Source organism: Intestinibacillus massiliensis (genome assembly GCF_900155735.1).
Classification (GTDB): domain Bacteria; phylum Bacillota; class Clostridia; order Oscillospirales; family Butyricicoccaceae; genus Intestinibacillus; species Intestinibacillus massiliensis.
Genome location: NZ_LT707060.1, coordinates 108,044 through 127,566 on the forward strand (window position 1 = coordinate 108,044; position 19,523 = coordinate 127,566).

14 protein-coding genes are annotated in these 19,523 nt (G+C 62.5%); 8 read left to right on the forward strand and 6 right to left on the reverse strand.

The annotated features are described in order from the left end of the window. Positions 1-105 precede the first annotated feature (105 nt). Together thrS and CZ203_RS11940 are read left to right on the forward strand one after the other, a co-directional pair. Entirely contained in the window at positions 106-1,860 is a 1,755-nt protein-coding gene (gene thrS, locus CZ203_RS11935) for a threonine--tRNA ligase (protein ID WP_087066341.1), read from the forward strand. 137 nt (positions 1,861-1,997) lie between these two features. Beyond that, positions 1,998-3,767, forward strand: a complete 1,770-nt coding sequence (locus CZ203_RS11940; protein WP_159456505.1) for an S-layer homology domain-containing protein — start codon at positions 1,998-2,000, stop codon at positions 3,765-3,767. Here the strand turns inward: CZ203_RS11940 and CZ203_RS11945 are convergent. Further along, entirely contained in the window at positions 3,764-4,075 is a 312-nt protein-coding gene (locus CZ203_RS11945; RefSeq protein ID WP_087066343.1) for a carboxypeptidase-like regulatory domain-containing protein, read from the reverse strand. The genes CZ203_RS11940 and CZ203_RS11945 overlap by 4 nt on opposite strands. Before the next feature lie 87 nt (positions 4,076-4,162). Here CZ203_RS11945 and proS point away from each other — a divergent pair, with 87 nt between their 5' ends. From proS to CZ203_RS11960, 3 genes are all read left to right on the forward strand, one after another. Then, entirely contained in the window at positions 4,163-5,602 is a 1,440-nt protein-coding gene (proS, locus tag CZ203_RS11950) for a proline--tRNA ligase (protein ID WP_087066344.1), read from the forward strand. 92 nt (positions 5,603-5,694) lie between these two features. Next, the gene (locus tag CZ203_RS11955) at positions 5,695-6,633 is read left to right on the forward strand and encodes a mechanosensitive ion channel family protein (RefSeq protein ID WP_159456506.1); all 939 of its coding nucleotides are present in this window, start codon (positions 5,695-5,697) and stop codon (positions 6,631-6,633) included. A gap of 145 nt (positions 6,634-6,778) precedes the next feature. Beyond that, complete coding sequence (locus tag CZ203_RS11960; RefSeq protein ID WP_087066346.1) at positions 6,779-7,954, forward strand: Gfo/Idh/MocA family protein; 1,176 nt, start codon at positions 6,779-6,781, stop codon at positions 7,952-7,954. Positions 7,955-8,081: 127 nt separating this feature from the next. Here the strand turns inward: CZ203_RS11960 and CZ203_RS11965 are convergent, their stop codons facing one another. Beyond that, entirely contained in the window at positions 8,082-10,445 is a 2,364-nt protein-coding gene (locus CZ203_RS11965) for a M13-type metalloendopeptidase (protein WP_159456507.1), read from the reverse strand. A 325-nt stretch (positions 10,446-10,770) separates the two neighbouring features. Further along, complete coding sequence (locus CZ203_RS11970; protein ID WP_087066348.1) at positions 10,771-11,715, reverse strand: L-lactate dehydrogenase; 945 nt, start codon at positions 11,713-11,715, stop codon at positions 10,771-10,773. Positions 11,716-11,970: 255 nt separating this feature from the next. On the opposite strand from CZ203_RS11970, the gene CZ203_RS11975 reads away from it, so the two are divergent. Both CZ203_RS11975 and CZ203_RS15175 read left to right on the forward strand, forming a co-directional pair. Next, the gene (locus CZ203_RS11975) at positions 11,971-13,326 is read left to right on the forward strand and encodes an S-layer homology domain-containing protein (protein ID WP_087066349.1); all 1,356 of its coding nucleotides are present in this window, start codon (positions 11,971-11,973) and stop codon (positions 13,324-13,326) included. Positions 13,327-14,695: 1,369 nt separating this feature from the next. After that, the gene (locus tag CZ203_RS15175; RefSeq protein WP_268875376.1) at positions 14,696-15,043 is read left to right on the forward strand and encodes a copper amine oxidase N-terminal domain-containing protein; all 348 of its coding nucleotides are present in this window, start codon (positions 14,696-14,698) and stop codon (positions 15,041-15,043) included. Between the two features lie 145 nt (positions 15,044-15,188). Here CZ203_RS15175 and gltA read toward each other — a convergent pair whose 3' ends face one another. From gltA to CZ203_RS11995, 3 genes are all read right to left on the reverse strand, one after another. After that, entirely contained in the window at positions 15,189-16,580 is a 1,392-nt protein-coding gene (gltA, locus tag CZ203_RS11985) for an NADPH-dependent glutamate synthase (protein WP_087066351.1), read from the reverse strand. A 1-nt stretch (position 16,581) separates the two neighbouring features. Next, on the reverse strand, positions 16,582-17,427 hold the full coding sequence (locus CZ203_RS11990; RefSeq protein WP_087066352.1) for a sulfide/dihydroorotate dehydrogenase-like FAD/NAD-binding protein: 846 nt from the start codon (positions 17,425-17,427) through the stop codon (positions 16,582-16,584). A gap of 132 nt (positions 17,428-17,559) precedes the next feature. Beyond that, positions 17,560-18,306: an N-acetylmuramoyl-L-alanine amidase gene (locus CZ203_RS11995; RefSeq protein WP_087066353.1), complete on the reverse strand. Its 747-nt coding sequence runs from the start codon at positions 18,304-18,306 to the stop codon at positions 17,560-17,562. Positions 18,307-18,554: 248 nt separating this feature from the next. On the opposite strand from CZ203_RS11995, the gene CZ203_RS12000 reads away from it, so the two are divergent. After that, on the forward strand, positions 18,555-19,442 hold the full coding sequence (locus CZ203_RS12000; RefSeq protein ID WP_159456508.1) for a flavin reductase family protein: 888 nt from the start codon (positions 18,555-18,557) through the stop codon (positions 19,440-19,442). The last annotated feature ends 81 nt before the right edge of the window (positions 19,443-19,523 follow it).

A 19,523-nucleotide genomic window follows, 5' to 3' on the forward strand; every position in this document is an offset into this window, starting at 1 on the left:
CAAGCAGGGTGGAACCGTGGGAACAATTTTTTGCTCTCACCCCTGGACACACAGGGGTGAGGGCTTTTCTTTTACCCCGTATCAAAAACAGCAGGAGGGAAAACCATGTCTGAAGAAAGCAAGTACACGTTTGAAAACAAGGAATACCGCGACACCTACCGCCATACGGTATCCCACATCCTGGCGCAGGCGGTCAAGCGCCTGTATCCCGAGGTGAAGCTGGCGATCGGCCCGTCGATCGAAAACGGCTTCTATTACGACTTTGACGCGCCGTTCTCCTTTACCCAGGAGCACCTGGACGCGCTCGAGGCCGAAATGAAGAAGATCTGCAAGGAAAAGCTGCCGCTCGAGCGCTTTGAGCTGCCGCGCGCGGAAGCCGTTGCGTATATGGAGGGGCGCGAGGAGCCGTATAAGGTCGAGCTGATCCGCGACCTGCCCGAGGACGAGGTGATCTCGTTCTACAAGCAGGGCGATTTTACCGACCTGTGCGCCGGCCCACACCTGGATTCGACCGGCCGCGTCAAGGGCAACGGCCTCAAGTTGATGAACGTCACGGGCGCATACTGGCGCGGCGACTCGTCCAAAAAGATGCTGCAGCGCATCTACGGCACCGCGTTCCCGAAAAAGGACGAACTGGACGCCTACCTGCAGCGCCTGGAAGAGGCCAAGCGCCGCGACCACCGCAAGCTCGGCAAGGAACTCGGCCTGTTCGCCCTGATGGACGAGGGCCCGGGCTTCCCGTTCTTCCTGCCGAAGGGCATGGTGCTCAAGAATACGCTGATCGACTACTGGCGCGAAATCCACCGCAAGGCGGGCTACCAGGAGATTTCCACCCCCATCATGCTCAACCGCGCCCTGTGGGAGCGCTCCGGCCACTGGGGCCACTATAAAAACAACATGTACACCACGGTCATCGACGACGAGGATTTCGCAATCAAGCCGATGAACTGCCCGGGCGGCATGCTGGTCTACAAGTCCCAGCCGCACTCCTACCGCGAGCTGCCGCTCCGCTGCGGCGAGCTTGGCCTGGTGCACCGCCACGAGCTGTCCGGCGCGCTGCACGGCCTGATGCGCGTGCGCTGCTTCACGCAGGACGACGCGCACATCTTCATGACGCGCGACCAGATCAAGGACGAGATCAAGGGCGTATGCCGCCTGATCGACGAGGTATACAGCCTGTTCGGCTTCCCGTACCATATCGAGCTGTCCACCATGCCGGAAGACCATATGGGCGAGCTGGCCGATTGGGACATGGCGACGGGCGCGCTCAAGGCCGCGCTCGAGGAGATGGGCAAGCCGTTTGAAATCAACGAGGGCGACGGCGCGTTCTACGGCCCGAAGATCGACTTCCACCTCGAGGACTGCCTCGGCCGTACCTGGCAGTGCGGCACGATCCAGCTCGACTTCCAGATGCCAGAGCGTTTTGAGCTGGAGTATATGGGCGAGGACGGCGAAAAGCACCGCCCGGTCATGATCCACCGCGTCGTGTTCGGCTCGATCGAGCGCTTCATCGGCATCCTGACCGAGCACTTCGCCGGCGCGTTCCCGACCTGGCTGGCGCCGGTACAGGTCAAGACGCTGACCATGACCGAGCGCAACGAGGCGTATGCCGCGGCGGTGAAGGAGCAGCTTGAGGACGCGGGCTTCCGTGTCGAGATGGACGCGCGCAACGAGAAGATCGGGTACAAAATCCGCCAGGCGCAGCTGGAAAAGGTGCCGTATATGCTTGTCCTGGGCGATAAGGAGCAGGAGGGCGGCATGGTGGCCGTGCGCGACCGCCGCGACGGTAAGACGACCGTGATGGAGCTGGCTGCGTTTATAGAAAAGCTGGCCTTCGAGGTCAAGAGCAAGGCGCGGTAAGACGCTGTAGTAAACTGGGCGGCGGCATCCGTTTAAAGGGTATGGCTTCGCCGCCCAACCTCCCGCCGCCCGGCAAAGGCGCTGCCCCCGGCGCGGAAGGGTTTTGGACGGCCCCGATGTTAAAGGAGGGCTTTCCCATGAAAAAACTGATTGCGGCGCTCGCGCTGCTGCTCCTGTGCGCGACCCCTGCGGCGGCCGCGACAATCCAAAACGAGGGTTATCCCGGCGGCTTGCAGGAGCAGGCCGAAATGCTCAAGGAGCTCGGCCTGTTCCGCGGCACGGAGCAGGGCTTTGAACTCGGCCGCGCGATGACGCGCGACGAGGCGGCCGCCATGCTTGTGCGCTACCTGGGCGCGGAGGGTACGGTGCTGGCCGGGGACTGGAAGCACCCGTTTTCCGACGTCCCCGCCTGGGCGGACAAATATGTCGGCTGGCTGTACCAGTCCGGGCTGACGAAGGGCGTGTCCAAAACGCGCTACGGCGCGGCGCAACCCGTGACATGCGACCAGTTCTGCATCTTTTTAAACCGCGCTGCAACCGGCGACGACAGCTACGCGTACAACATCGCGCAGCCGGAGGAGGTGGCGGCTTGCGACAAGGCGGGCTTCACGCGCGGCGACGCGGCGCTGCTGTCCGCCCGCACGCTCTCGGCGTACTACACGAAAAACGGCAACACTATGAGCATGGCGCAGTTCCTCATCGGCAAGGGCGTCTTTACCGCGGAGGGGCTGAAGGGCGCGGCCTGGGATGTGCTGCCGCGCGTCTACGGGCTGGCGCAGGACCCCGATGACCCCTACGGCGACTGGCGCCCGGCCTGCCGCATCGCGGACGTCGTCGTCGCGCGGAACGACGCGCTGCCCGCGCTTGACATCGCCTATGACGAGGGCAACGCCTGCAACAATGTTTACGCGGTTAGCCGGGACGACGGGGACGCGCCATCGCCGCTCTACGCCCTCGACCCGCAGACGCTCAACGCGACGGAGCTGTACCGCATCGAGCCGCTGGAAGACCGGTACGCCTATGTCTACCCGGCCGGCGCGGTCGGGCAGACGGACTACCTGCTGACGGGCGACGGCAAGCTGCTCGAAGTGGCCGGCAAGGCCGTGCAGCGCACCTACGATGCGTATTCCGTATACTACCCGCAAAAGGATCAGAACTATTTCCGCGGCGACGGCTGCGTGCTGGTCTGGACGGACAACGGCATCCTTTTGGCCGATGCGGCGGGCGTGCGCACGCTGGAAGCGTCGCCGGGCGAGCGGGTCTACGCCGTGCTGGGGGACCGCGTCATCACGCAGGCGGCCTCGGCCGAGGAAACCGTCCTGCGCTGCCGCGACGCTTCGACCGGCGAAACGCTGGATACCTACACGGTACCGAACGACTATGTCCTGCTGGAAGGGCAGGACGCCGGCATACGCGAGGTCTATGCGCCGCAGCTGCTGCGCCATAACAGCGTTTATCTCTGGGGCGACGCCGGGCTGTATAAGCTACAGGACGGCCGCCTGCGGCAGATTACGGCGCGCGCCACGATTGATTACGGCTTTGACCCGTCGGACGGCAGCCATGTCATCCTGACGCACGAGCCGGGCAAGCGCGTGGAGTACCCCGCCAAAACCGGCATGGCCTATAACCCGGCGGCGGACGAGGTTGCCCGTATCCGGGCGGACGGCACGGAAGAGCTGCTGCTCCGGGACACGCCTGCGCATGGGCTGACGCTCTATAAGCTGGCGCGCGCCGCGGGCGGCGAGGTGCGGGCGCTGAATTGGAACTGGGTGCTGGAATACGCGGTGGAAAACGGGAAAATCCGGGTGTTGCCGCCGTCGGGCACCTGGGATCCGGGCCAGTACCGCGACGCGATCGCGTCCGAGCAAAAGCGGCTGGACGCGCTGGGCGCCGGGGTGGGCGGCTAGTCCGCCAGCTCCAGGGTGCGCATCTGGCCGCTGTTCTTGTACACGCGGACGATGTACAGCTTGCCGGGTTCCAGGGGGCCGAAGGCAAACTGGCCGAACTCGTCCGTGTAGAGCGAGCCGACCGGCACGTCGGGCGAGCCGCCCCCGCCCGACTGGTACACCGCCACGAGCGCGGAGGACACTGGTTTGCCCTCCGCCCCCACGACCGAGCCAAGCAGCGCCGGGCGCGGGTCGGGCTTGATATGTACCACGGTCTCGATCAGCTCGTTTTCCGAAGGCTTGACGTAGAAGGTTTCAAAAGCGTTCATAAAAGGCACAACCCCTTAAAAGCAGTAAAAATCGTTTCCCTATAGGATATGAATCAACGAAAGCAGAAGTGAAAGGAAATCAGACAGATGGCAGAACAGAAAAAGCTGGTGTCCGAAATCACGTCCATGGACGAGGATTTCGCCAAGTGGTACACCGACATCGTCAAAAAGGCCGAGATGGCGGACTATTCCTCGGTGAAGGGCTGCATCATCCTGCGCCCCTATGCGCAGGCGCTGTGGGAGAACATTCAGTCCACGCTCGACCGTATGTTCAAGGAGACCGGGCACGAAAACGTGGCCATGCCGATTTTTATCCCGGAGAGCCTGCTGCAAAAGGAAAAGGACCATGTGGAGGGCTTTGCGCCCGAGGTCGCCTGGGTGACCCACGGCGGCTCGGAGAAGCTGGAGGAGCGCCTGTGCGTGCGCCCGACCTCTGAGACGCTGTTCTGCGAGCATTACGCCAAGGTCGTCCGCTCCTGGCGCGACCTGCCGAAGCTCTACAACCAGTGGTGCTCGGTCGTGCGCTGGGAAAAGACCACCCGCCCGTTCCTGCGCAGCCGCGAGTTCTGGTGGCAGGAGGGGCACACCGTCCACGCCACCGAGGCCGAGGCGCGCGAAGAGACCATGCGTATGCTGAACGTCTACGCGACCTTCTGCGAGGAATACCTCGCGATCCCGGTGCTCAAGGGGCGCAAGACCGACAAGGAGCGCTTTGCGGGCGCGGTCGAGACCTATACGATCGAGGCCATGATGCACGACGGCAAGGCGCTGCAGTCCGGCACGAGCCACTATTTCGGCGACGGCTTTGCGCGCGCGTTCGACATGCAGTATGCGGATAAGAACAACCAGCTCCAGTATATGCACCAGACCTCCTGGGGCGCGTCCACCCGCCTGATCGGCGCGATCATCATGACGCACGGCGACAACGAAGGCCTGGTGCTGCCGCCGAAAATCGCGCCCACGCAGCTCGTGGTCATCCCGGTCGCGGCGCACAAGCCGGGCGTTACCGACAAGGCGTCCGAGCTGTATGAAAGCATCAAGAAGATGGGCGTGCGCGCCAAGATCGACCTGTCCGAAAACAGCCCGGGCTGGAAGTTCGCCGAGTACGAGATGAAGGGCGTGCCGCTCCGCCTGGAGGTCGGCCCGCGCGACATCGAAAACGGCCAGTGCGTGCTGGTGCGCCGCGACAACCGCGAAAAGACGGTCGTAAAGTTCGAGGAACTGGAAACCGTCATCCCGAAGCTGCTGGAAGACCTGCAGCAGGCGCTGTTCGACAAGGCGCTCAAAAACCGCGAGGAGCACACCTATACGGCGCACTCCCTCGAGGAGATGAAGCAGGTCGCCGCCGAACATACCGGTTTTGTCAAGACGATGTGGTGCGGCGGGCTGGCCTGCGAGGAAAAGGTCAAGGAAGAGGCGGGCATGTCCTCCCGTTGCATGCCGCTCGCGCAGGAAAACCTGGGCGATACCTGCCCGGTCTGCGGCAAGCCCGCGAAGCATATGATCGTCTGGGGCGTGGCCTACTAAGCCCTTCCGCGTGCTGTCAAACCATGTATACGGCAGGCCTTCCGGGGAGGGGTATCGCCGGGAGGCCTGCCTTTTGCCGGAAAGGAGGGCTTATGGAAAGTCAAGTGCCGGACAAAGTCGTGGAAGCCGTGACGGACGTCGCGCCCGAGGGGGTGCGGCAGCAGCTCCGGGAGTTCTTTACGACCGACCTCGGCCATCTGGTGCAGATCGTGCTGTCCGTGCTGCTTGTCGTGCTGCTGATGGTGCTGATCCGCAATATCGCGGCGCATTTCCTGCGGCGGCTGGAAAAGCGGCTGCGGGCGCAGGGGAACACGAGCGCGGCGCTCATCGGCTTCTGCGGCCACCTGCTGATGGGCGTCATCTATATTTGCGGCGCGGTCAGCGTGCTGGGCGTGCTGTCCTCGACCATCGGCGCGGTGCAGGATATCCTGAACAAGCTGCTTGCCGCCGGCGGCATCATTACGGTCGTGGCCGGCCTTGCCTCGCAGGAGGCGCTCGGCAGTATGGTGAGCGGCATCATGATCCTCGTGTTTAAGCCCTTTACGCTGGGCGACGTCGTGCGCTATGTCGATAACGACATTTCGGGCGTCGTGGAGGAGATCACGGTGCACCATACGACCATCCGCACCTGGGAAAACAAGCGCGTCATCGTGCCGAACAGCAAGATGAACAGCGCGATCATTGAGAACGCCGACTACGCGGACAGCAAGGTGTGCGTATTCCTCGATATCGGCATCACCTATGAATCGGACATCGAGCGGGCGAAGGACCTGCTGTCCGCCGAGATCGAAAAGCACCCGTCCTTCTTCGATTACCGCACGGTGGACGACCGCATGAACGGCGCGCCGCCGGTGGTGGTGCGCGTGGTCGAGCTGGCGGACTCGGCGGTGGTGCTGCGCGCCTGGCTGTGGGCGCGGGACAACGGCACGGCCGCGGTCATGAAGAGCGACCTGCTGCAAAGCGTCAAGGGCGCGTATGACCGCGCGGGCATCGATATCGCATACCCGCACCTGGTCGTTGTGAATAAGTAAGAAAACCCGCTGCAATTTTTTAACGTTGCAGCGGGTTTTTTAAATGACAGCGGCCGGGAAATCCTGTATACTGTATACAATAGCAGCGCGGGGCAGGCCTTCAAACAGCCCTGCGTGACGTATCACAAAACAGGAGGTATGGAACATGGCAAAGGTACGTGTGGGCGTAATCGGTATCGGTGATATCAGCGACGTCTATCTGAACAATTTAAAGAAATACGATGTGGTCGAGGTGGTCGCCTGCGCGTCCCGCGGCCTGGAGAAGGCGCAGCGCAAGGCCGCGCAGCACGGGATCCCGAAGGCGTACGCCTCAGGCGCGGAACTGATCGCCGACCCGGATATCGACCTGGTCCTCAACCTGACCACGCCGCAGGCGCATTTTGAGTACAACCTCGCGGCGCTCCAGGCCGGGAAGCACGTCTATACGGAGAAGCCGCTCGCCACGACCTATGCGGAAGGCCGCCAGCTCGTCGAGCTGGCGCGCGAAAAGGGGCTGTATATCGGCTGCGCGCCCGACACCTTCCTGGGCGGCCGCCTGCAGAACATCCGCGAGATGCTGGACAGCGGCAAGATCGGCCGCGTCACGGGCGGCGGCGCGTACTTCGTCAGCCACGGGCATGAGTTCCACCATCCCGCGCCCGCGTTCTTCTATCAGCCCGGCGCGGGCCCGCTTTACGATATGGGGCCGTATTATATGACCGCGCTGCTGTCCCTGCTCGGCCCGGTAAGCAGCGTGTGCGCGATGGCGACCAAGGCGGGGGACACGCGCGTCGTCCCGTCCGGCCCGTGCGAAGGCCAGGTGCTGCCGGTCGACGTGGATACGCATATCGTGGCAACGCTGGGGTTTGCCTGCGGCGCCGTCGTGTCGCTGACGTGCAGCTTCGACGTATGGGATTCTGAGCTGCCGCGCCTGGAGCTGTACGGCTCGGAGGGCACGATCCTGGTGGACGAGAAGGATCCGATCTCCGGCCCGAACCTCTTTGGCGGGGACACGCTGGTGCGCGCCGCGAAGCAGTACCGCTGGCAGGACCCGGCGCGCTCGCCGCAGTATGTCGACGTGCCGTGGACGGTCGCGCCGAACGCCCACCCCTTCAATTCGGTCAGCCATGAGGAGAACCCGCGCGGCATCGGCCTGGTGGACATGGTGTACGCCATCCGCGACGGCCGCACGGCGCGTGCGTCCGGCGACATGGCGCTGCATTCGCTCGAGGTGATGGAGTGCATCCTCCGTTCGGCGCACGGGAAGGTGTTCTGCACCCCGGAGACCACGTTTGAGCGCCCCGCGCCGCTGCCCGTCGATTTCCCCGCAAGCGAAGGCTAAAGGCCGGGAGCCGCCCGCGCGTTGTGCGTGGTACCGGACGGCAAAAGCCCCGTTCCAATAATGGAACGGGGCTTTTTTTGCGCCGCAGCGCGTATTTTATGGAAGTAGGGGGAATCCTCGCCGCCCGTTACCAGATGGTGATGCGGTCTTCCGGGGCGAGGTACATGCCGTCGCCGTCCGTGATGCCGAAGGCGGTATAGAACTGGTCGAGGGATTGCAGCACGCGGTTGCCGCGCAGCTTGTCCGGCGCGTGCACGTCGGCGCGTGCAGCGTATAGGGCATAATCCCGGGAGGAAGTGCTTGCCCAGACGTTGGCCATCGAAGTGAATAGCAGGCTGTAATCCGGATTGTCGAGCCGCCCGGCGGCTTCCGTGATGCAGGCCGCCGCGCCCAGGTCGGCAATGTTTTCAGACAGGGTCAGGGTACCGTTGCAGACGATGCCCGGGGCGGCCTCCTGGCCGTCGTAGAAGGCGACCGCTTGGTCGCACAGCTTCTGGAACGCTGCATAATCCTCCGGCGTCCACCAGTCGGCGGCGTTGCCCTTTTCGTCGAACTTCGCGCCGTTGTTGTCAAAGGCGTGGGTGATCTCATGCGCAATCACGTAGCCGATCGCGCCGAGGTTCTGCTCGCGCGGCGCGTCCACGTCGTACATCGGCGCCTGCAGGATGCCTGCGGGGAAGGTGATGTCGTTGCTCATCGGGTTGTACATCGCGTTGACCGTGTACGGGTACATGCCCCACTGGGTCTTGTCGACCGGCTTGCCCTGCAGGGAAACCAGGTGCTCGCGGTTGGCCTTCGAGATGGCGACCAGGTTGTCAAAATAGCTGCCGCCGTCCGCCGCGCCCCGGATGTCTATGCCGTCGAGCAGGCTGTCCCAGCTATCGGGGTAGCCGACCTTGATGTTCATGGTATCAAGCTTGCGGATGGCCTTTGCCTTGGTGGCGTCGCCCATCCAGTCAAGCTTCTGGATGCGCTCCTTATAAATGGAGAGCACGTCCTTGACCATGCCGGTGACGTCGTCCTTGGCCTTTTGGCTGAAGTGGCGGTCGACGTACAGCTTGCCGAGGTATTCCGGCATCCAGGACTGCACGACCTGGGCGGCGACCTCCTCGTCCGTCAGCGTGCCTTCCGTACCGAGGAACTCCTGCTGGTAGGTATTCGCCGCGTCGAGGAACTCACGGTTTAACGTGCCGCCGTAACCGGAAAGCAGGGTGAGGCGCGCGGCGGCCTTCAGTTCGTCCAGGTGCCCGCCGTTCAGCAAGGAGGCGTTGGCCTCCAGCAGGCCGGGGTCGTTGACCATGATGGCGTCGCCCGCCTTCAGGCCGCTCTGCGCCAGCACCGCGTCCAGGTCGATGGCCGGGAACAGGTCGCGAAGCTGCTGCATGGTATAAATGTTATAGATTTTGTCGATGTCGCCGTACTCCTGCCGGTCGTACTGCGCCGCGGACAGGGTGGATTCGAGCTGCCAGAACAGGCCGGCCTCGCGCGCGGCCTCCTCCTCGGAAAGCCCGCCGAGCATGTACAGCGTGCGCACATATTTCATGAACGCATCCTTCTGCTTGCCGCCGCTGGTGTAGACATCCTTATTGAGGGAGGGCGACATCCCGCCGAAATGCAGGATATAGCGGGTGCTGTCCTTCGCGTCGGCCGACAGGCTGAAATTCACAAACATGCCGGCGCCCAGACCGTCCGCTACTTTCTGGCGCACCGCCATCAGGTCGTCGAACGAATTTGCCGCGTCAATCGCGTCGAGGTAGGGCTTGATCGGGGCGATGCCGGCCTTGTTCCGCGCATCCCAGTCCAGGATGTTATGGTACAAGGTGCTGATCTTCTGCTCCCGGGTCCCCTTGGCATAGGTTTTGCCGTCCGCGGTGATCTCCCCGATGATCGCGGCGACGTCCGCGTTGGACTTGTCCATCAGGTTGTACAGCGTGCCGCTGACCTGGCGGCCGGGCTTGATCACCGAGCTGTCAAGCTGGCTTTTGTTGACCGTCGCGTAGAAATCGTCCTTCTGGTTGCTGCCCTCCAGGGCGAACACGCGGCGGATGAACAGCTCCATCTGCCCCACGGTCACGTTTTCGTCCGGGGAAAAGGCCGTGGCGCTGGTGCCCGCGACGATGCCCGCGTCAAAGACGCCTTGCAGCTCGGCCTGCGCCCATGCGGGGATGTCGGTAAAGCTGGATGCGGGGTAAGCCTTGCGGGCGTTGTCGCCCGTCGGCTTTGGCAGTTCGCCGAAGGCGCGCTGCAGCATGATAAGCGCCTCCGCGCGCGTCACGGGGTCGTTTTCCCGCAAGTTGCCGTCCGGGTCGCCGTGCAGGATATCGGACTGCTTGACGCCGGGGTTATAGTCGTCCGCCGCCGTGAGCAGCATGGCGCACACCTGCCCGCGCGTCGCCGCGGGGTCGGCCGGTCCGGCCGCAAGGGCAGCGGGCAGGGCGGTACTGAGCATGGCTGCGGAAAGCAGCCCGGCCAGGAATCGTTTTGCGTTCATCAGGATCTCCTTTCGCTCCTCTGATTGTGTCATAAGAATAATACAATAATACACCGTGCGATAAGGGATGTCAAGGCTTTGCTGCACCGCAGCGCTTCGATATTGTATATGTTTAATATATACATTCGGGGCGGCGCTGTCAATAGCAAAAGGGGGCAGGCTGGCAGAAACTGCAAGGCCTGCCCCCCTTCGCGGGATGGGCTGAAGAGAAGGATAGACCGGGGCGGGAAAGCCCCTATCCCCATCTTACGCCGCCCGGGTAAAAACCGCATCAAATCCGCGTAAAAAAAGGGAAAGCCCCCCGGGAACCGGGAGGCTTTGCAAATTAGAAATTGATCTGGTCGAGCAGGGAACGGAGCTTTTCGGCGGAGCTGATAAGCTGGGTGCGCTCCTCGTCCGCCAGCGGGATATCGAGTACGGCCTTCACGCCGTCGCGCCCGACGATGGAGGGCAGGCCGAGGCACACCTCGGACACGTCGTAATGCCCGGTGACGAGCGAGGAGACCGGCAGCACGGAGTGCTCGTCCCGCACGATGGCCTCCGCGATGCGGCGTACCGCCATGCCGATCGCGTAATAGGTTGCGCCCTTGCCTTCGATGATGGAATAGGCCGCGTCGCGGACGTTTTCATAGATCCGCTGCATGGTGCCGAAGGAATAGTCCTTGCCGGTGATGCGGCAATAATCCTCGATATCCACGCCGGAAATGTTTGCGGACGACCACACGGCCAGCTCGCTGTCGCCGTGTTCGCCGATGATGAAGGCATGCACGTTGCGGCTGTCCACGCCGAGGTGCTGGCCGAGCAGGTATTTGAGGCGCGAGGTATCGAGCACCGTGCCCGAACCGATGACGCGTCCCGCCGGCAGGCCGGAGACCTTCTGCACCATATAAGTCAGGATGTCGACCGGGTTGGACACGATCAGCAGGATACATTCCTTGTTGACCGCCGTGATCGACGGGATGATGGATTTCATGATCGCAAGGTTGCGGTTGAGCAGGTCGATGCGCGTTTCGCCCGGCTTCTGGTTTGCGCCCGCGGCGATGACGATCAGCCCGCAGTCGTGCAGGTCGGGATAGTCGCCCGCGTGCACGTAGCAGGGCTGCGCGAAGGAAATGCCGTGGTTGATATCGGCCGCTTCGCCCTCCGCCTTTTTGGTGTTCGCGTCAATCAGCACGATTTCCGAGAACAGGCCGCTGGTGGCCAGCGTGAAGGCCGAGGTCGCGCCGACAAAGCCGACGCCGATCACGGCGCATTTGCGTAAATTTACCATAATGCAATACCCCTAGTTTCTTAATATTTTAGGCGGCCGGCCGCCGCCGCTATTACCCTTAGTATACCACGGCCGTCCGCGGAAAAAACCAACAAAATGTTAAAATTACCAGCATGCGCCGCCGCCTTCGCCGGACGTAGCCGCGCATCTGTGCGGATTGTGAATATTTTGTAAAAAATTGTGCAGAAAGCACAAAAACATGCTATAATAATACCCGATATCCCGGTTTGCTTAATTTTAAGGAGGACAAAAGAAATGAAGAACTCGCTGAAGGCGATGACCGCGGGCCTGGTCGTTGCGGCTGCGCTGACGGTATCCGCCGCAGCGGCCGATTTCGACCACTGCGCGGACGCGCTCAACCAGATGGGCCTGTTCCAGGGCGGCACGAGCGGCTACGAGCTTGACCGCGCGCCGACCCGCGCGGAAGCGGCGACCATGCTGGTACGCATGCTGGGCAAGGAGGCGGACGCCAAGGCGCTCACCTACACCGCGCCCTTTACCGACCTGGAGGATTGGGAGAAGCCCTACGTCCAGTACCTCTATGATGCAAAGCTGACCAACGGCGCGACGGCTACGACCTTCGACCCGGAGAGCAAGTGCGATGCACAGATGTATTCCACCTTCCTGCTGCGCGCGCTGGGCTATAGCGATGCGGCGGAGGGCGACTTTACCTATGACAAGGCGGTCGATAAGGCCACCGAGCTTGGCGTAGTCGATATGGTAAACTGCGACACGAAGAACTTCCTGCGCGACAATGTGGTGGCGATGAGCTACACCGCGCTTTCTGTAGAGCCCAAGGACAAGTCTGCCGATACCCTGCTGGCCAAGCTGGTGGCGGACGGCGCGGTCGACAGCGCCAAGGCGCAGCCGACGCTCGACCTGTTCAAGAACTTCAAGGAATACGAGTCTGCCGCGACCAAGCAGAACGACGTGTCCAAGATGGCGATGGATATGGATATGGCGATGTCCGCAAAGCTGAACGGCAAGGACTTTATGACCATGAAGAGCAAGATGGCGATCAAGGCCAATATGGACCTTGAGGACCTCAACAAGTCCAAGATGGCGATGGACGGCACCATGGACATCGAAATGGACAAGTCCCTGGTAGAGAACGAGGCGGACGCCAAGCTGTCCCAGGATCTCAAGTACTACTACACCGACGGCAATATGTATATGCAGCTCGGCGAGGATAAGGTCAAGATGCCGATGGACTTCTCCCAGGCGCAGGCGATGATCAACAGCACCAAGGATGTATCCTCTGAGCCGGTCAGCGCGATCAAGGCGCTGACGAAGTCCGGCGATACCTACACGGTAGAGTATGCCCCGGCTGTGATGAACAGCATGATGGACACGATGCTCAAGGGCATGAACATGGACGCTGTGATGCAGGGCGTTACGTTCAAGATGGATACGTTCAAGATGAACGCGACCGTCAAGGACGGCATGGTGTCCGCGATGGACATGGCCATGGGCATGACGGCTGGCGCAGAGGGCCAGACCATGAATATGGACATTACCGTAAAGGCAAATGTAACCGCGACCGGCGACAGCGTCAAGGTTGAGCTGCCGGCCGACCTGGATACCTACACGGTACCGGCTGCCGCGGAGTAAGAACCGAACGTCTGTCACAAAACGGGATATAAGGGTGCCGGGAATTTTTCCCGGCACTTTTTATTTTGCGGCGGGAACCTTTCCGCAAAGCCCCCGTCTAATCTGACAGATGGGAGCAAACAAACGATGCTGCTTAAAACAAGGAGGAATTTATATATGAAATTTAGAGGTACTATGGCCGCTATTTTGAGCGCCACCATGCTTTGCACCGCCGTACTCGCGGCGAGCGCCAACACCCTGACGCCCGCGGCGCCGCAGGACGCCCCGGCGGCGACGGAGCAGCAGGCCCAGCTTTCCGTGCTGGGCGGCAAGATGAAAGTTGTAGAAGTAAACCTGAAGTCCGGCGGGTACCCGTCCATCGGCGTTGTCCCGGCGGACGACGCAGACGCGGGACGCGAGTCCGGCGGCCTGGCGCTCCAGCTCAACCTGGGCGGGGATACGGTCTGCATCGATACCAAGACCGGCGCCGCGGCGAACGCCGGGGATATCAAGGTCGGCGACGAGATCTATGCGTATTACAGCGCGGCCATGACCCGCAGCCTCCCGCCGCAGTCCTACTGCTACGCACTGGTCGTCAACCTGGACGAGAAAGCCTCGCCCGCGCATTACCTGACGGCAGAGGAAGTCACAAAGAACGACGACGGCAGCGTGACCGTGCTGGCGGAAAACGGCACGATCCTCGTGACCATCGGCAAGGACACCCCGGTCAGCCCCTACCTGACGAAGAATATCGTCAAAAACACCGACATTGAGGTTGGTACGCGCTTCTTTGCGTGGTATGACCAGGTCGCGCTGTCCATGCCCGGACAGGCGCACGCCACGCAGGCCGTCCTGCTGCCGGACGCGGCGGACGCTACGGACGCTGCGGCGGCCGCTGAAACCCGCGACGNCGGGGGAGACCCTGGAGGTCAAGCTGGGCGAGGGCACGCTGTTTGTAGACGGTAAGCAGGGGAGCGTCAAGGGCTGGACGGACGTCACCGACCAGGAAAAGGCGGTCGCCGAGGGTACCAAGCTCACCGTATATTACGGCCCCGTCATGACGGCGAGCGAGCCTGCGCAGGTAACCGCCGAGGCGGTCGTCGTCAACCAGGAGGAGCCGGGCGCCGGCGTACGCCTGCTGACCGCGGAGCGCGCGACAGTCAACCCGGACGGCAGCGTGACGCTGCTGGCGGAGAACGGCGGCATCCTGGTGACGGTACCGGCAGATGCGCCGGTCGCGCCGTACCTGACGAAGAATATCGTCAAGAACACCGATATCCGCATGGGCGTGCGCGTGCTGGCGTGGTATGACGTGGTAGCGGAATCCTATCCCGCGCAGGCCACGGCGACGAAGGCCGTGCTGCTGCCCGCGCAGGATCGCGAGCTGACCATGGTTTCCGAGGGCGACATCGCGATCGGCAAGGCCAAGGTGGAAAACGGCATCGTCATGGTACCGCTGCGCCAGGTCGCGGAGAAGCTCGGCTTCAAGGTCACCTGGGACGGCGCTGCGGAATCCGTGCACCTGACCGACGGCACGCGCCAGATAACGGTCAAGCTGGGCGTGGACAGCTATGCCTATTCCGCGGCAAAGGAAGGCCTGGCTGGCATGTCCGCACCGGCCTCCCTGGGCGCGGCGGCGTATGAAGCCGAGGGCACGACCTGGGCGCCCGCCGAGTTGTTCAACCTGCTGGTGGAAGGCAGCCCGGTGCGCCTGAATGATGACGTACTGTATATTTAAACATTAAAATTACAATTAGCGACAAAAAGGGGACGGTGCAGGTGCACCGTCCCCTTTTTGTGCGGAGGTTTCCCAGCCAAAACCGGCATATAAAAGAGGGCTTTCCCATCCGGGAAAGCCCTCTTGATTGCGAAGCTTGCGGGGATTACGCTTTATTGCGGATGTATTCGTCCATCGCCGCCGCCGCGCGCTTGCCCGCGCCCATGGCGAGGATGACGGTCGCCGCGCCGGTGACCGCGTCGCCACCCGCGAACACGCCGTCCTTGGAGGTGACGCCGTGCTCGTCGTCTGCTACGATGCAGCCCTTGCGGTTGGTATCCAGGCCGGGGGTGGTCGTGCGGATCAGCGGGTTCGGGCTGGTGCCGATCGCCGCGATAACGCAGTCCAGGTCGAGCGTGAACTCGCTGCCTTCGACCGGCACCGGGCGGCGGCGGCCGGAAGCGTCCGGCTCGCCGAGCTCCATCGCCTGGCAGCGCATGCCGGTGACGTTGTAGTTCTCGTCCGCCAGCACCTCAAGCGGCGCGGTCAGGAACTTGAAGACCACGCCCTCTTCCTTGGCGTGATGGATCTCCTCCAGGCGGGCGGGGAGTTCCTTCTCCGAGCGGCGGTAGACGATATAGACCTCTTCCGCACCCATGCGCTTGGCGCAGCGCGCCGCGTCCATGGCCACGTTGCCGCCGCCGACGACCGCGACCTTGTGCGCGTGCTGGATCGGCGTGGGGGAACCGTCCTCATAGGCCTTCATCAGGTTGATACGGGTCAGGTATTCGTTCGCGGAATACACGCCGTTGGCGTTCTCGCCCGGCACGCCGATAAAGGTCGGCAGGCCGGCGCCCGAACCGACGAAGATGGCCTCGTAGCCGTCCGCAAACAGCTCGTCGATCGTCTCGGAACGGCCGACGACGAAGTTCAGCACGAACTCGACGCCGAGATCCCCCAGCGTGTCGATCTCCTTCTGGACGATTGCCTTGGGCAGGCGGAATTCCGGGATGCCGTACATCAGCACGCCGCCCGCGGTATGTAACGCCTCAAAAACGGTGACCTCGTAGCCCAGGCGCGCCAGGTCGCCCGCGCAGGTCAGGCCGGCAGGGCCCGCGCCGACGATGGCGCACTTGTGGCCGTTCGGCTGCGGCTTCTGCGGCTTTTCCTCGCCGTGCTCGCGCGCATAGTCCGCGACAAAGCGCTCCAGGCGGCCGATCGCCACCGGCTCGCCCTTGATGCCGCGCACGCACTTCTGCTCGCACTGGGTCTCCTGCGGGCACACACGGCCGCAGACGGCGGGCAGGGAGGAGGTTTCCTTGATCTTGGCGGCCGCCTCGAGAAACTTGCCCTCGGCGACGAGCGCGATAAACTCCGGGATCTTGACCTGTACGGGGCAGCCCGCAATGCAGGGCTTGTTCTTGCAGTTTAAGCAGCGGCCGGCCTCTTCGATCGCCATTTCGGGGGTATAGCCGAGCGTGACCTCTTCAAAGTTCTTGTTGCGGACGTTGGGGTTCTGCTCGGGCATGGGCATCTTCTTGGGATTCATGTTAGGCATCTTATTTGACCTCCTGCTTCATGAGATTGCACTGGTGGTGCTCGACGGCGGCCTTCTCCTGCGCCTTGTACATCGCGCCGCGGCGCATGGAGCCGTCGAAGTCGACCAGGTGGCCGTCGAAATCCGGGCCGTCGACACAGGCGAACTTGGTCTCGCCGCCGACCGTCAGGCGGCAGCCGCCGCACATGCCGGTGCCGTCCACCATGATCGTATTCATGGAAACGATGGTCTTGATGCCGTAGGGGCGGGTGGTTTCGGAAACGAACTTCATCATGATCATCGGGCCGATCGCGATGACCGCGTCATACTGGTTGCCGGCGTCGATGAGTTCCTTCAGGACCTGGGTGACGAGCGCCTTGCGGCCGTTCGAACCGTCGTCCGTTACAATATGCAGGTTGGTGCAGGCCGCCTTCATCTCGTCCTCGAGGATGATGATATCCTTGGAGCGGAAGCCCGCGATCAGGTCGACCTCGCAGCCCATTTCGTGCAGCTTCTTGGCCTGCGGGTAGGCGATAGCGCAGCCGAGGCCGCCGCCGACGACCGCGACCTTCTTGAGGCCTTCCAGCTCGCTCGCACGGCCGAGGGGGCCGACGAAGTCATGCAGGCTGTCGCCCTCTTCCAGGCAGCCCAGCGCCATCGTGGTCGCGCCGACCTCCTGGAAGATAATCGTAATCGTGCCCGCCGCGCGGTCATACTCCGCAATCGTCAGCGGGATGCGCTCGCCGTCTTCGGTGACACGCAGGATGATGAACTGGCCGGGCTCGGCCTTGCGCGCGACGTTGGGCGCGTGGATCACCATAAGCTTGGTGTTCGCGTTCAGCGTCTTTTTCTTTAAAATTTCAAACATCGGTATCTGATTCCTCCTCTATAACATCCGGTACAAGCGCTTTCATTATACAATTTCCTGCACGATTATGCAAGAGCGGGCGGCGGATTTCGAAAGAAAGTGCTATAAAAAAGCAAGTTTACAAAATTTGATTCAATAATTTAGCGTGATATATTCAGAACGCACATATCCGGTATCGCCGCCCCGGCGCACCAGGAACCAGCCGTTCCACGCCCCGAGGACAGTAAGCGGTTCGCCGTCCGCGGCGGTGGCCACGACCGGTGCGTCATAGGCGGGGCGCGAACGGATATTGAGATACCCGGAGGACAGGTCGGCCGTCGCCTGCCGCGCGGGGGAAGGCTCGATAAACGGGATGCCGAAATACTCCGTCAGCGACAGCACGATGTTGCGCGCCAGGTTCTGGATGTTCGCGCGGATCCAGGCCGCGTCGTCCGGGTTGTCGTGATAGGCGAACTCGACCAGCACGCCCGGCGCGCGCGTGCGCACCACCTCCCCGAGCGAGGTGGTCGGCACCGCCTTGACGAGCGACGAGTCCGGGTACAGGTATTTCAGGTTGTTCGCGATGATCTCGGCAAGCTGTTCGCTGCGCGCGGAGGACGGGTTGTAATACACGTCGGTGCCGCGCAGCAGGCCGGACATGCTGGGGGGCGAGGCGTTGGAATGCAGCGCGAGGTGCACATCGTACCCGCCCTGGTTTGAGGCGGCGATGGACGAGGCGGCGGTCATATCGGGGGTGTTGCGCACAAACCCGATCCCGCTGGACGTCAGGTACGGCTCCATGGCGTCGGCGATCAGGTTCATGTAATACTCTTCGTTGCCCTCTCCGCCGTAGTAGGGGTTGTACTCCTGTGTGGATGGCGATAAGTAGATGGTTGGCATAGGACGGCCTCCTTTGAAACGGTTCGTTGTGTTTGCAGTCTATGCCGCGGCGTGCGGACAGGTGAACGCCGCGGCGTGCCGGGGGCGTGCAAAAACAGGGGATAACATCCTATTGAACCGGTTCACTTTTTAGGGGCGGCAATCGTATTGCGGTAAGGCGGCGGGTTTCCTATACTGGATGCAAGGATAGGCGGGACACCTCCCACACTATGACAAACCACATAGGAAAAATGAAAGGATGCAGGGAAATGGAACACAAATATTTTGACGTCGCCGAAATCTATGCCGATATTGAGGCAAAGGACCGCTTTGACATGGGCGATATCCTGACCCGCTACGAGGACTACGGCTTTTCGCACCGCTGGATCCAGCCGCCGGTCGCCTGTTACCTGATCTCCACGCTGGACGGGCAGGGCAACGGCAACGTCGCCCCGATTTCCATGGGCACCGCCATGTGGGGCGAGCCGGCGGACTGTGGCTGGTATTTCTGCTTCGCGGTACAGAACCGCCGCCAGACCCGCATCAACCTTGACCAGACGAAGGAATGCGTCGTGTGCTATTACGACGCGCCGCTCGCCCGGCAAAGCTGGATGTGCGGCCTGCCGGTGCCGCACGGAATCAGCGAGCTGGACGTCGCCGGGCTGACCCCGCTGCCGTCCCGCCAGGTCAAGGCGCCGGGCATTGCCGAGTGCGTCTCCAACGTGGAGGTCAAGATCGTGGATTCCTACCCGCTGTCCAATACCACGCTGTATATTGGCCGAACCGTCGGGTGCAGCGTGCAGAAGGATGTGCTGGAGCGCGACATTGCAAGCCCCTACCAGCCCGGCCTGGGCGGCACCAGCCTTCTGTTTGAGGTCTCGATCACGGGCGACCCCTCCCGGCTCAACTACGAGGTGCTCGACCACAGCAAGGTGATCCCCACCGACCCGCAGCTTGGCGACCTGCACCGCTGGATCGGCAACTTCGATACCTGGATGGACAGCGAGGAAAAGCGCGGCCGCATTACGGCGGAAGAAAAGGGGCGCCTGCTGGCGCTGAACAAAAGCTGGCGCTTTGATCCCGACCCGCGGGGCAACAAGGCGGTCAAGGACGAGCTGACGCGCATGCTGCATGAAATCTGCTGGCGGGAAATCTAACACCACTAGATGGCAAAAGGGCGGCAGCGGCCGCCCTTTTGCACGCATAGATGGAAGCACACAGGGCGTGCACACTGCAAA

Bases quoted from the DNA above. Each gene is read 5' to 3' on its own strand.
- CZ203_RS11965 (WP_159456507.1), bottom strand. From the start codon at position 10,445: ATGAACGCAAAACGATTCCTGGCCGGGCTGCTTTCCGCAGCCATGCTC.
- CZ203_RS11975 (WP_087066349.1), top strand. From the start codon at position 11,971: ATGAAGAACTCGCTGAAGGCGATGACCGCGGGCCTGGTCGTTGCGGCT.
- CZ203_RS11945 (WP_087066343.1), bottom strand. From the start codon at position 4,075: ATGAACGCTTTTGAAACCTTCTACGTCAAGCCTTCGGAAAACGAGCTG.
- thrS (WP_087066341.1), top strand. From the start codon at position 106: ATGTCTGAAGAAAGCAAGTACACGTTTGAAAACAAGGAATACCGCGAC.
- CZ203_RS11955 (WP_159456506.1), top strand. From the start codon at position 5,695: ATGGAAAGTCAAGTGCCGGACAAAGTCGTGGAAGCCGTGACGGACGTC.
- CZ203_RS15175 (WP_268875376.1), top strand. From the start codon at position 14,696: ATGGTTTCCGAGGGCGACATCGCGATCGGCAAGGCCAAGGTGGAAAAC.
- CZ203_RS11940 (WP_159456505.1), top strand. From the start codon at position 1,998: ATGAAAAAACTGATTGCGGCGCTCGCGCTGCTGCTCCTGTGCGCGACC.
- CZ203_RS11960 (WP_087066346.1), top strand. From the start codon at position 6,779: ATGGCAAAGGTACGTGTGGGCGTAATCGGTATCGGTGATATCAGCGAC.
- CZ203_RS11995 (WP_087066353.1), bottom strand. From the start codon at position 18,306: ATGCCAACCATCTACTTATCGCCATCCACACAGGAGTACAACCCCTAC.
- gltA (WP_087066351.1), bottom strand. From the start codon at position 16,580: ATGCCTAACATGAATCCCAAGAAGATGCCCATGCCCGAGCAGAACCCC.
- CZ203_RS11990 (WP_087066352.1), bottom strand. From the start codon at position 17,427: ATGTTTGAAATTTTAAAGAAAAAGACGCTGAACGCGAACACCAAGCTT.
- proS (WP_087066344.1), top strand. From the start codon at position 4,163: ATGGCAGAACAGAAAAAGCTGGTGTCCGAAATCACGTCCATGGACGAG.
- CZ203_RS12000 (WP_159456508.1), top strand. From the start codon at position 18,555: ATGGAACACAAATATTTTGACGTCGCCGAAATCTATGCCGATATTGAG.
- CZ203_RS11970 (WP_087066348.1), bottom strand. From the start codon at position 11,715: ATGGTAAATTTACGCAAATGCGCCGTGATCGGCGTCGGCTTTGTCGGC.